This window comes from Kocuria sp. WN036, from assembly GCF_002287015.1.
Taxonomy (GTDB): domain Bacteria; phylum Actinomycetota; class Actinomycetes; order Actinomycetales; family Micrococcaceae; genus Kocuria; species Kocuria rosea.
In genome coordinates this window covers 109,795-120,805 of record NZ_NSKF01000010.1, presented here as the reverse complement: position 1 = coordinate 120,805, position 11,011 = coordinate 109,795, and the positions used below count along the sequence as shown (strand labels likewise).

The 11,011-nt window shown below is 66.4% G+C and carries 11 protein-coding genes and 3 pseudogenes; 4 read left to right on the top strand and 10 right to left on the bottom strand.

Annotated features, from left to right (window positions below):
- Positions 1 to 224: 224 nt before the first annotated feature.
- Both CK505_RS08535 and CK505_RS08530 read right to left on the bottom strand, forming a co-directional pair.
- Positions 225 to 530, bottom strand: a complete 306-nt coding sequence (locus CK505_RS08535; RefSeq protein ID WP_161976684.1) for a transposase — start codon at positions 528 to 530, stop codon at positions 225 to 227.
- Between the two features lie 53 nt (positions 531 to 583).
- Positions 584 to 1,354 (bottom strand): annotated as a pseudogene (locus CK505_RS08530) (IS256 family transposase); the annotation flags it as partial.
- Between the two features lie 249 nt (positions 1,355 to 1,603).
- On the opposite strand from CK505_RS08530, the gene CK505_RS08525 reads away from it, so the two are divergent.
- Positions 1,604 to 2,830: an IS110 family transposase gene (locus CK505_RS08525; RefSeq protein ID WP_095650805.1), complete on the top strand. Its 1,227-nt coding sequence runs from the start codon at positions 1,604 to 1,606 to the stop codon at positions 2,828 to 2,830.
- A 216-nt stretch (positions 2,831 to 3,046) separates the two neighbouring features.
- On the opposite strand, the gene CK505_RS08520 is transcribed toward CK505_RS08525, so the two are convergent.
- Together CK505_RS08520 and CK505_RS08515 are read right to left on the bottom strand one after the other, a co-directional pair.
- A complete protein-coding gene (locus CK505_RS08520) occupies positions 3,047 to 3,526 on the bottom strand; it encodes a general stress protein (protein ID WP_095650804.1) in 480 nt (159 codons plus the stop codon).
- A 274-nt stretch (positions 3,527 to 3,800) separates the two neighbouring features.
- Positions 3,801 to 4,022: pseudogene (locus CK505_RS08515) on the bottom strand (transposase); the annotation flags it as partial.
- Here CK505_RS08515 and CK505_RS18855 point away from each other — a divergent pair.
- Positions 4,020 to 4,208 (top strand): annotated as a pseudogene (locus CK505_RS18855) (hypothetical protein); the annotation flags it as partial. The pseudogenes CK505_RS08515 and CK505_RS18855 sit on opposite strands and share 3 nt — an antisense overlap.
- 261 nt (positions 4,209 to 4,469) lie before the next feature.
- Here CK505_RS18855 and CK505_RS08505 read toward each other — a convergent pair.
- From CK505_RS08505 to CK505_RS08495, 3 genes are all read right to left on the bottom strand, one after another.
- Positions 4,470 to 4,718, bottom strand: coding sequence for a WhiB family transcriptional regulator (locus tag CK505_RS08505; protein WP_095650802.1), 249 nt, complete (start codon positions 4,716 to 4,718; stop codon positions 4,470 to 4,472).
- A 352-nt stretch (positions 4,719 to 5,070) separates the two neighbouring features.
- Positions 5,071 to 5,517: an ester cyclase gene (locus tag CK505_RS08500; protein ID WP_095650801.1), complete on the bottom strand. Its 447-nt coding sequence runs from the start codon at positions 5,515 to 5,517 to the stop codon at positions 5,071 to 5,073.
- The gene (locus tag CK505_RS08495; protein ID WP_095650800.1) at positions 5,510 to 6,058 is read right to left on the bottom strand and encodes a MarR family winged helix-turn-helix transcriptional regulator; all 549 of its coding nucleotides are present in this window, start codon (positions 6,056 to 6,058) and stop codon (positions 5,510 to 5,512) included. The genes CK505_RS08500 and CK505_RS08495 overlap by 8 nt, the downstream gene beginning before the upstream one ends.
- Before the next feature lie 100 nt (positions 6,059 to 6,158).
- Here CK505_RS08495 and CK505_RS08490 point away from each other — a divergent pair, with 100 nt between their 5' ends.
- Together CK505_RS08490 and CK505_RS08485 are read left to right on the top strand one after the other, a co-directional pair.
- On the top strand, positions 6,159 to 6,356 hold the full coding sequence (locus CK505_RS08490; RefSeq protein WP_095650799.1) for a hypothetical protein: 198 nt from the start codon (positions 6,159 to 6,161) through the stop codon (positions 6,354 to 6,356).
- Positions 6,357 to 6,430: 74 nt separating this feature from the next.
- On the top strand, positions 6,431 to 7,750 hold the full coding sequence (locus tag CK505_RS08485; RefSeq protein WP_095650798.1) for an IS256 family transposase: 1,320 nt from the start codon (positions 6,431 to 6,433) through the stop codon (positions 7,748 to 7,750).
- Between the two features lie 256 nt (positions 7,751 to 8,006).
- On the opposite strand, the gene CK505_RS08480 is transcribed toward CK505_RS08485, so the two are convergent.
- The 3 genes from CK505_RS08480 to CK505_RS08470 all read right to left on the bottom strand — a co-directional run bounded on the left by CK505_RS08480 (position 8,007) and on the right by CK505_RS08470 (position 10,649).
- Complete coding sequence (locus tag CK505_RS08480; protein WP_161976644.1) at positions 8,007 to 9,209, bottom strand: glycosyltransferase; 1,203 nt, start codon at positions 9,207 to 9,209, stop codon at positions 8,007 to 8,009.
- Positions 9,196 to 9,963 (bottom strand): patatin-like phospholipase family protein, encoded by a 768-nt coding sequence (locus tag CK505_RS08475; RefSeq protein ID WP_095650796.1) that lies wholly within the window; start codon positions 9,961 to 9,963, stop codon positions 9,196 to 9,198. Before CK505_RS08475 ends, CK505_RS08480 begins: the two co-directional genes overlap by 14 nt.
- A 101-nt stretch (positions 9,964 to 10,064) precedes the next feature.
- Positions 10,065 to 10,649, bottom strand: a complete 585-nt coding sequence (locus CK505_RS08470) for a TetR/AcrR family transcriptional regulator (RefSeq protein WP_095650795.1) — start codon at positions 10,647 to 10,649, stop codon at positions 10,065 to 10,067.
- Between the last annotated feature and the right edge of the window lie 362 nt (positions 10,650 to 11,011).

Below are 11,011 nucleotides of genomic sequence, written 5' to 3'. Positions count from 1 at the left end.
GATACCCACGACGGTGACCATGGCTACCTCCGTGTGCTCCTCGTGCCTGATCGAAGGGCAGGACGAGCCCCCGGCGGGCACGCCTCAATCGGACGCCGAACAGCGCACGCTCCTATCAGGCCACACCCGGACCTCGCCCGGCCGGACCGGCGGGGCGGCACATCGCGGACAAGCCCACCAAGATCGAGGGCAGCGAATAAACGAGCCAACCCCGCCGGCACTTCCTACGATGACATTGACGCGAAGAAAGCCGAGGCCGACCGCAGGATGGCGTTGGCCCTGCGGAGCTCCCGAACTTCTCTTTCGAGCTCGGTCAGCCGCTGGGCGTCATCAGTGGTGGTGCCCGGCCGGTATCCCTCGTCGACCTCGGCCTGTCTGACCCAGTTCCGCAGCGTCTCCGGGTTGATCCCCAGCTGCTGCCCGATCCGCGCCAGCGCCCCGGCCTTCGTCGCTGGGTCCCGTCGGGCCTCCACCGCCATCCGGGTGGCGCGCTCACGCAACTCATCCGGGTACTTCCTCGGTGCTCCCATGACTCTCATCCTTCCGTGGAATGAAAGCCTCCAACAGACCCGTCACGGGACAGGGTGCGGCACCGCTGCCAGGACGCCCCGGGCAGGTGCGCGGCGATCGCGTCCTTGAGCCCGGCGTGGGCGTCACTGGTGACCAGGCGGACTCCGCCCAGGCCGCGGGCCACCAGGTCGGCGAAGAACTCGTTCCACGCCGCCCCGGTCTCGGCCGTGGCCACCCGCATCCCGAGGACCTCCCGGTGGCCGTCGCCGTTGACCCCGGTGGCCAGCAGCACGACGGCGTTGACCACGCGCCCGCCCTCTCGGACTTTCATGGTCAGCGCGTCGGCGGCGACGAACGTGAAAGGGCCGGCCTCGTCCAGGGGCCGGTGGCGGAAGGACTCCACGTGCTCGTCGAGGTCGGTGGCCATGCGCGAGACCTGGGACTTCGACAGGGAGTTGATGCCCAGGGTCTTCACCAGCTTGTCCATCCGGCGGGTCGAGACCCCGGCGAGGTAGCAGTCGGCGACCACGGTGATCAGGGCGGACTCGGCCCGTTTGCGCCGCTCCAGCAGCCACTCGGGGAAGTAGGTGCCGGTGCGCAGTTTCGGCACGGCGACGTCGATGGTGCCGATGCGGGTGTCGAGGTCGCGGTGGCGGTAGCCGTTGCGCTGCGCAGACCGGGTCGGGGTGGGCTTGCCCCATTCGGCTCCGACCACTGCCTCGGCATCAGCAGACAAGAGAGCGTTGATCACCGTCTGCAACAGGCTGCGCATCAGATCCGGGGACGCGTCGGACAGGGCTTCGCCGAGCAGGCCAGCAGGGTCGACAATATGAGGAGCGGTCATCGTGATGATGTCCTTTCGAGGGTGCTGTGAGAGGTGAACTCGAAAGATCTCACGGTGGCCGCGCTCTCGTCGGCAACGACGAGCAGGGCCACCGCGCAACACCACTATCGGGGGCTCAACTGGTGGTCACGGATCGCTAATAGAGGCAGGGCCCGCTGGATCAGGGCCTTCGTAACGTGGATGCCGAGCGTGACCACCTCCCGGCCGGCCAGCACGCGCAGATGCCAGTGCAGGAGAAGGGACTCGATCGTGGCGGAGCAACCACTGTCGGCGGTGTTCGTCGGCCTCGACGTCGGCAAGTCCGACCACCACGCGGTGGCGGTCACCTTGGCCGGGAAGACGGTCTATGACAAGGCCCTGCCCAACGACGAGACCCGGCTGCGGGCCATTCTCACCGAGCTGGCCGCCGAGCACGGGCCGGTGCTGATGGTCGTGGACCAGCCGGCCACCATCGGGGCGCTGCCGGTGGCCGTCGCCCAGGCCACCGAGGGGGTCACCGTGGCCTACCTGCCGGGTCTGGTGATGCGCCGGATCGCGGACCTGCACCCGGGCACGGCGAAGACCGACGCCCGCGACGCACTGATCATCGCCGAGGCCGCCCGGACCATGCCGCACACCCTGCGGAACATCCGGGTGGACGAGGAACAGATCGCCGAGCTGGCGGTGCTGGCCGGTTTCGACGACGACCTCGCCGCCCAGATCACCGCGACCTCGAACCGGTTGCGCGGGATGCTCACCCAGATCCACCCCGCCCTGGAACGGGTCCTCGGGCCACGGGTGACGCATCCGGCGGTGGCCGATCTGCTCACCCGCTACCCGACCCCGGTCAAGCTGGCCGCAGCCGGGCGCGGCCACGTGCGGGCAAGGCTGAAGAAGCACGCACCCCGGCTGGCCGAGGCCCTCATGGAGGAGATCTTCGACGCCCTGGGCCAGCAGAGCGTGGTCGTGGCCGGCACCGAAGCCGCCGCCACCGTGATCCCGATCCTGGCCGGGCAGCTGGCCTCGTTGATCCACCAGCGCGCCACGGTGGCTACCCAGGTCGAGGCCCTCGTGGAGGCCCACCCTCTTTGCCCGGTCCTGACCTCGATGCCCGGGGTAGGGGTCAGGACCGCCGCGAGGATCCTCACCGAGGTCGTCGGCAAGGACTTCCAAGACGCCGGGCACCTGGCCTCCTATGCCGGGATCGCCCCGGTCACCCGCCGGTCGGGGACCTCGATCCGCGGCGAGCACGCCCCCAAGGGCGGCAACAAACGCCTGAAGCGGGCGCTGTTCCTCTCGGCCTTCGCCTCGCTCAACCACCCGCCCTCACGGGCGTACTACGACCGGAAACGAGCCCAGGGCAAACGCCACAACCAGGCGATCATCGCCCTGGCCCACCGACGCACCGACGTCCTGTTCGCCATGCTCAGGGACGGAACCCTCTACCAAGACCCCACCGAGCCTCAGACCCCATCACCGGTGGCCCTGGCCGCTTGACGGAAACCATAGAGGCACCCCCCGGGCGGAGGTGGTGCCGGTGAGGGCTGTGAAACCCTTCGAAGGCGGGAAAGATGCCTCGGCTGGCGGTCGTGCTCCGCGATGATTTACCCCGCGCCGGGTACTCCGGTGATGTCATGGGCCGGTACCGCGCGGCCACGGCTTGGGCCCATCCCGGAACGAACGGGCCAAAGCCTGGGAAGAACGGTGCAGGGCTCAGAGGGTCGTTTGCGTGGTGCCGAGCTTGGTAGCGGCATCGTCGACGTACTCGGCCTCCACTAGGACGTCGTACGCCTCGGCCTCGAAGCCCTGGATGCTGTTGAAGTCGCGGCGCCCGCCGGTCGCGGCGTGACTCACGAGGCCGAAGATCAGGCCCCATACGGCGCCCAGCAACACGCCCCACAGCACCACGGACAGCCAGCCGCCCACGGTGAAGAGGCCGAGCAGCAGGCCGACGAACAGGCCCATCCACGCGCCGGAGGCCAGACCGTAGAGAGCGGCCCGGCCATTGGTCATCCGGCCGGTGACCTGCTCGACCGAGCGCAGCCCGGTGCCGACCACGCGCACGTGCTCGACGGGGAACTGGGCGTCGGAGAGAGTGTCGACGATACGTTGCGCCTCGTCGTAGGTGGGCACCGTCTTGAGGATGCGGTAGCTGCCGGAGGCGGTGGGGGGAATAGGAGAGGGCTGGGACATGCTTTTCATTTCCTTCCAGTACTTATCCAGTGTGGTGGCCGGTGAACGAGGCACGCCTAGCATGGGGCCGCGCCACTCCTCCGACCCGGTCAACAGTAGGCGCTTGGGCGCTGTTCTATCAGGGGATTCAACAAAGAGATCACGCCTGCTTACATGTCGTTCACAATGCGATGAGTCGCCCGTGGCGGATCAGCATGCTGGCTCGCTGCAGCAGACTGAGGTGGGGGTCGGCTCGGCGTTCCCCTCGGGTGCGGAGTCGCCTGTGGGCGTGCAGTCAGGCGAAGCCGCGCTCGACCACGCATCGGGGCTTCCTCAGCCTGGATGCGCCGGTTTCCAGCAGTGATCTGGCGATGTAGTTGGTGAGGTTGCGGAATCCGAGGGCGGAGCCACGCAGGTGCTCGAGTCGGCCGTTCACGGCCTCGGTAGGGCCGTTCGAGGTGCGGGGCCGGTCGAAGTAGGCCAGGACGTCGGCGGCGCGACGGGCCAGGGTCCGGCCACGATCCGCACCCAGCTCATCAACGTGCCGGCGCGGGTAGCCAACCACGCCCGGAAGTGGCGGTTGCACCTGCCCGCCGCCTGGCCCTGGCAAACCGCCTGGCCCTGGCAAACCGCCTGGCCCTGGCAAACCGCCTGGGAGAACCTCTTCCGCCGCGCCCACGAGACCGCTACCGCAATCGCCTGACCATTCTTCCCTGACCGCGCGAGCGAGGACCCGAAGTGGAAAAGCCGGGCAGAGCGGCAGGGCCCGCTCACCCAAAAACCAGAAACCGTCCACTTGATCCCGATCAGCTCACCGGAAAATCAACGTCGGCGCATCCAGGCTGAGGCCAAGGAAGTACATGCGACATAGCAACGGACTGCCCCGACTGTCTCGTGACGGGTCCTCCTTCGGCGGAGGCAGCGGCTTCACCGGCGGTAGCACCTCCGGCAGCTACTGAGTTGCTCAGAAAACGCGGCGGGCGCGGGCGGTCCGGCGCTTGAGGGCGCGGCGCTCGTCCTCGCTCATCCCGCCCCAGACCCCGGCGTCCTGGCCGGACTCTAGGGCCCACTGCAGACAGGTGTCCACGACCGGGCAGCTGCGGCACACGGCCTTGGCTTCCTCGATTTGGAGGAGAGCGGGTCCGGTGTTGCTCAGGGGGAAGAACAGCTCGGGATCCTTTTCCAGGCATGCTGCGCGACTACGCCAATCCATGGTCAGCGATCGCTCCTTTCAGGAAACAGTCCCGGCGGCGCAGGGCAGAACGATCTGGCAGCAGGAGCGTCCGGGACAAGAGAAAAAGCCCATTTACACGAGTCTGGTGAAGAACTGATGTCAGCTCTTGGATGTGAACATGTCGTCAAGAAGGAATTTGCGTCGTGGGCGACACCAGGACCAATTGAGGTCGCAGATGGGAGTGCCCCAAGTTCGCTTGACTCCTGACTCGCCAAGATCGAATCGGTCGAGTCCTTCAGAGGTGGCGCAACCGATCCTCGGTATCGGTTCCTGCCCCATGCCCCGCGTAGTTCATTGGTTTCTGAGCACGCGGAGCGCCCCCGTACGGCGCTCACCATCTCGACCCCTCCCGGTCGGGGCTGGGCAGGGTGAGGGTGGCCCCGGCCTGGCGCAGCGCTTGGCGGGTGTCTGTTCCGTCCCACCATTCCACCGCGAGCCCGTCGGAGAAATGCAGGATGTAGAACGATTCGAACTCGATCCAGGCGTCGGTGGCCGCCACGCCCATGTAGTCGCCACTGTGAGTGCCCGCCCACTGGACACGCCCGGCGACCTTGTTCGCCTCGGCGACAGTGTCCTGCACGGTGCCGGTGAGATCCGGGATGGCCTGGCGCAACGATTTAGCCCAGTATTTAAGTCCCGGCCGGCCGTCGCCCTGAGCGGGGATGAGGTTGTGGTCCACGATGTCGTAGCGGACGAGAGAATCCAGGGCCTCCAGCTCGCCGGTGGCGATCGCTGTGATGATCGCGTGGAATTTTTGGCTCGGGGTCGGCTCAGTCATGGAAGGGAGTTCCTTTCGGGGTTTGGGGTGGCACACCGGGGCTTCCGTCCTGGGGCAGCTGGGGGTGGTGCCCAAGCTGGTGGGCGAGCCGCAGCAGGAGGATGCCGAGGGCTTCCCTGTCCTGCTGCGGCCAGGTGGACAGTATGTCGTCGAAGGCTGCCGCACCGGCCTCACCGATCCGGCGCTGCACCTCGGTGCCTTCGGCGGATATGCCCACCAAGGTGGCGCGGCGGTCACCGGGGTCCGGTTGGCGGTCGATCAAGCTCTTGTCCTCGAGCCGGCGAACCTGTGGGGTCATGGTGGACTTGTTCACGCCCCACTGCCCGGCCAGCTCCGACAGCCGCATCGGGCCGTTGCGGATGAGGTGTTCCAGCAGTGCCGCATCCGTGGGGGAAAGATCAGCCGCGGCCGGACCGAAGACATACCGGCGCACATCGCTCCTGCTGGCCCAGCGCACCAGCAGAGCCACACCTTCACGCACCTGGACGCCCGGTGTTAGCCGGTCACCGCCGAGCATGGTGTTCATCGAGAAATCGACCATGGAACCATCTTACCCTAACTAGTTTGGTTCGACGAACCAAATCGAAATTGTTTGACTGGAGAGGTCCGCAAACGAACACAGCAACCACTGGAGGCAAAACATGACCCACGGATCCCTCCAACATCAGGCCAGCACTTCCGCCTCGGCCGCCTCAGCCGGCTCGACCGTGCTCGCCGAGTTCACCGACAACGACCTGGCCTCGAAATCTGGTCGATCGTTGCCCGTCATCGGTGGGGTGGCTCACACTGCCTGCATGACGACGCGGAAACAGCCGTGGGTGGTCGATGATCGCCTGTAGGAGCTGATCGCTCGGGACTATCGCAGTAACGGTGTAAGAGGCCCAATCACCCCGTTCGGGGTTGGAGGGTCGACATGAGCGAGAAGATCGAGACACTGGTGGACGTGAGCCCACCGAAGCCCGGTGACGAGCCGGAAGACAATGCGCAGCTCAGCGCGGCTGAGCAGGACACCGTCCGAGAACTGGTCCGCGCCGCCCGCGCCAGCGGGGCGGCGTTGACCGGCCCCGGCGGGCTGCTGAAGCAGCTGACCAAGATGGTCGTCGAGGCCGCCCTGGACGAGGAGATGAACGAACACCTCGGCTACGAGCCCGGCGACCCGCAAGGGCGCAACCGGGGCAACTCGCGCAACGGGAGGCGGGTCAAGACGGTGATCACCGACAACGCCGGCCCCGTGGAGATCGAGGTCCCGCGGGACCGCGAGGCGTCCTTCGAGCCGGTGATCGTGCGCAAGCGTCAGCGGCGGCTGACGGACCTGGACCAGGTCGTCCTGTCCCTGTCGGCCAAGGGTCTGACCACCGGGGAGATCAGCGCGCACCTGGGCGAGGTCTACGGCGCCGAGGTCTCCAAGGACACCGTCACCCGGATCACCGACCGGGTGATCGAGGAGATGCAGGCCTGGTGGGCCCGGCCCCTGGAGCAGGTCTACGCGGCGATCTTCATCGACGCCATCATGGTCAAAGTCAGGGACGGGCAGGTCCGCAACCGGCCCGTGTACGCGGCCATCGGGGTGGACCTGGGTGGTCACAAGGACATCCTCGGGATGTGGGCCGGGGACGGCGACGGGGAGTCGGCGAAGTTCTGGTACGCGGTCCTCAACGACCTGAAGTCCCGAGGGGTCAGGGACGTGTTCTTCGTGGTGTGCGACGGGCTGAAGGGGCTACCGGACTCGGTGAACGCGGTGTTCCCGGCCGCGATCGTCCAGACCTGCATCATTCACTTGATCCGGGGGACCTTCCGTTACGCCTCGCGGAAGTACTGGGACGAGCTCGCGAAGGATCTGAGGCCTGTCTACACCGCCCCGACCGCCGCTGCCGCCGAGGCGGCCCTGGAGGAGGTGGAGGACAAGTGGGGCGCCCGGTACCCGGCGATCAGCCGGCTGTGGCGCGGGGCGTGGACCGAGTTCGTGCCGTTCCTGGACTACGACGTGGAGATCCGCCGGGTGATCTGCTCGACCAACGCGATCGAGTCCCTCAATGCCCGGTTCCGGAGAGCGGTGCGGGCCCGTGGGCACTTCCCGAACGAGCAGTCCGCGATGAAGACCCTGTACCTCGTCGTGCGGAGTCTGGACCCGAAGGGCACCGGGCAGACACGATGGGTCACACGGTGGAAGCCGGCGCTGAACGCCTTTGCCATCACCTTCGCCGACCGGATGCCGGCGGCGGAGAACCACTAACCATGGAAACGCCTCTTACACCGTTAGAGCGACAGTCCCGATCGCTCCGTTGATCCTGGAACCACCACTGTCAGGGGGCCCGGGTGGCAGGCTTGGGATCGAGGACCGTGCCGCCCTGGGAGGGATCCTGTTCGTGTTCCACGCTGGGTGCGGATTCGTTGTGGACCACTGGCCTCAACTCACCCTGACATGCAGGGTCCGGTCCCTCACCGGACAGTCCCCGACGGGTGGCCGGAATGGTGTGGTGATAGGTGTGTCAGTGCTGGTAGACCCCTCGGGGGGCTTCAGCGGTGCGGTAAAGCTGTTCGTAGTGCTGGATCACGATCTGACTGTCGTGTTCTTCAGCTTTGTGGCGGGCTGCGTGTCGCATGGTGGTGTAAGCGTCGTGGGGTAACGTCAGGATGGTTTCGATGGCTTCCGCGAGACCACGGGGTTCGCCCGGGGGAACCAGGATGCCGTTGTGCCCGTTGTCAATGAGATGAGGTAGGGCCATCGCGTCGGCGAGCACAACCGGCGTGCCGCTGGCCATGGCTTCGAGTGTGGCGATGCTTTGCAGCTCCGCGGTCGAGGCCATGACGAAGACACTGGCAGTGGGGTAGAGGCGTTCTAGTTCCTCATCGCTGATGCGGCCGTGGAACCGTACCCGGTCGGCGACGCCGAGCCGGGCGGCCAGTTGTTGGAGTCGGTGGCTTTCGGCTCCGCCGCCGACGATGTCCAGGTAGGCTCCCAGGGATTGGTTCATCAGGGAGAAGGCTCTGAGGAGCTGATCGACATGTTTTTCTGGATCCAGCCGTCCGACGTAGAGAATCCGGTGGTCGACCGGACGGTGCGGGTGGAAGGGGAAGCGGGAGGTGTCCACCCCGCAGGAGACCGGTTCAATCGTCTCCAGGCCGGTGTGCTGGGCCAGATAATCGGCGGCGATCGGAGTCGGGCTGGTGACCACCGCGGCCCGAGCCAGCGTTTTGGAGGCCAGATGCCACCCGTAGCGGGTCAGGCCCGGGTGCAGCGATCGGGGCAGCCCGCTGACCCCGATGATGTTGTCTGGCATCACGTGGTTGGTCGCCACAACCGGAATGCCGCGTTGGTGGGCTTGTCCAGTGAGCACCCGACCGATGTTGATGAAGGACTGCGAGTGTACTACCTGCGGTTGGAGGTGCTCGAGCAGTCGATCGATCCGAGGCCCCAGTTCCCAAGGTGGGGCGAAACGCAACCACTCATGGGCCGGCCAGCGAAAACTGCGCAATCGATGGACGGCTATTCTCTGTCCGCCGAAGGTCTCCACGTAGGTGCCGTGGCGACGCGAGGAAGCCGGGGCGACCACATGCACTGTGTGTCCACGGGCGGATAAGCGGACGGCCAGGTCCCGGGTGAACCGGGACGCGCCGTTCACGTCCGGGGGAAAGGTGTCGGCACCAATCAGGACTCGTAGTCGGTCGGTGTGCTTGTCAGGCAACGGCATGGAGGCTCTTTCGGTTCGCAGCATCGAGCGCTGTTTCCGCTGCGACGCGCCCGGCATCGATCAGGCGCGGAATGTCCTCGGGAGACCAATGCGCCAGTCCGCGCAGGTCAGGTTGGATGAGGGTGGTGGAAGGGTCTTGTTCCATCCGGGCGATGTCGGCAGCTGAGCGGACGATCGGCAAGCGTTCCCACTCTGGGCGCAACCGCACCGCGATCACTGCTGTGGCGCCCATCTGACGGGCCGCGGCGATGGGTAAGTTCGCGGCGATCCCCCCGTCCATGAGAACCTCCCGTCCGCGGATGACTGGGGGGAAGATCCCAGGCACGGCGATACTGGCCCGCAGCGCTTCGTACAGTGGGCCCTCGGTCAGGACGACTTCCCGGCGGGTCCGCATCTCGGTGGCCACGGCCCCGAAGCGGCGGGGCAGCTCTTCGATCAGCGGATCTCCACCCAGTGCAGTGATGGTCTCGGCCAGTGCAGAGGTATCCAACAACCCGAGCCGGGGTGCGAGGGTGAATCGCCCGAAAGTCCCCCAGCTCGCCTCGCGCACGGCTCGTTCGATCGTGCGCATCGGCAGGCCGGCCGCATAGGCAGCCCCCACCAATGCTCCGGCACTGGTTCCGGTCACGATCTGCGGCAGGATGCGGTGTTCGGCCAGCACCTGCAGCACCCCCACGTGGGCGGCGCCCAGCGCACCGCCTCCACCGAGGGCAAGGCCGATCCGATCTCCGAAAGGCGGGGTTGTCCGGCTCACCGATGCTGTTCTCCTCTTCTCTGATGTCTAGGCGTTCTTCTCTGATGTCTCTGCGCGTTCAGGTCCGCCCCGTTCAGCAGTGCCGAAGGGCGGGCATCGGATCACTGCGGCAACGAAGTGGCCCGAGCCGGATTGAGCGCGTCCAGCAACAGACTCAGGTAACGACGTCGTGACAAGTCATCCGCATGGGGAAGGTTGACCCCGGTGACGACCATGGCCAAGATGTTGGGGATGTCGGCCGGCTCGATGTCCGGACGGACGTTCCCGGCGGCCTGGGCCCTCTGGAGAATCGGGGCGAACGACTCGCTGTGGCGCCGCAGCAACTCCGTGGTGGCTTCGGTCAGATTGCCGATCGAGGCCACCAGACCTCTCTCCCGGCCGGCAATGTCACTGAGGCGTTCCGCGATCTCCAGCAGAGTCTCCCGAGGAGCCTCGGTCGCACCGATCCTGGCGAACAACGGCTCCACCTCCGTGGTGAAAATCCGGTCATAGACCGCCCAGGCCAGTGCTTGCCGATTCGGAAAGTGCCGATACAGTGTGGCGATCCCCACCCCGGCCTCCTGCGCGATCCGGTTCAGCGTTCCTTCCCCCTCCCCTGAGGAGAAGACTCCACGGGCCGCCTCGATGATCCGTGATCCGCTGGAGAAGGCATCACAGCGCACGGATCGTGTCGCAGAGCTATCCATGACTGTCTCCTCTCGGTGTGGTCGCTGAGGGCGCCCCATCTCGTCCTTGCATGATAGTAAACTATCAATCTGATAGCCAGCTCTCACACGAAGGGGCACACAGTCGGACCCCGCTTCCGTCCGCGTCAAGCTCAAAGGTCATTTCACGATGAGTGCGCCGCAGGCCTTGAGCAGGGTGGCGTGCTGGGGGACGCGGGTGGCAGTGATGGGGAGTTTGTTCCGGACTCGTTGTGGTGATCACACCTCCGGTCACAAGCAGACCCGGCCTCACGAGTCCCCCGATGTCGGCCATGTTCCTGAGGATCATCCATCCCATCCAGATCGATGGTCTCCGCCTCTGCCTACACAGAATCAAAACACCG

Excerpts from the sequence above, each read along its gene's own strand:
- CK505_RS08535 (WP_161976684.1), bottom strand. The coding sequence starts at position 530 with ATGGGAGCACCGAGGAAGTACCCGGATGAGTTGCGTGAGCGCGCCACC.
- CK505_RS08520 (WP_095650804.1), bottom strand. The coding sequence starts at position 3,526 with ATGTCCCAGCCCTCTCCTATTCCCCCCACCGCCTCCGGCAGCTACCGC.
- CK505_RS08505 (WP_095650802.1), bottom strand. The coding sequence starts at position 4,718 with ATGGATTGGCGTAGTCGCGCAGCATGCCTGGAAAAGGATCCCGAGCTG.
- CK505_RS08500 (WP_095650801.1), bottom strand. The coding sequence starts at position 5,517 with ATGACTGAGCCGACCCCGAGCCAAAAATTCCACGCGATCATCACAGCG.
- CK505_RS08495 (WP_095650800.1), bottom strand. The coding sequence starts at position 6,058 with ATGGTCGATTTCTCGATGAACACCATGCTCGGCGGTGACCGGCTAACA.
- CK505_RS08490 (WP_095650799.1), top strand. The coding sequence starts at position 6,159 with ATGACCCACGGATCCCTCCAACATCAGGCCAGCACTTCCGCCTCGGCC.
- CK505_RS08485 (WP_095650798.1), top strand. The coding sequence starts at position 6,431 with ATGAGCGAGAAGATCGAGACACTGGTGGACGTGAGCCCACCGAAGCCC.
- CK505_RS08480 (WP_161976644.1), bottom strand. The coding sequence starts at position 9,209 with ATGCCGTTGCCTGACAAGCACACCGACCGACTACGAGTCCTGATTGGT.
- CK505_RS08470 (WP_095650795.1), bottom strand. The coding sequence starts at position 10,649 with ATGGATAGCTCTGCGACACGATCCGTGCGCTGTGATGCCTTCTCCAGC.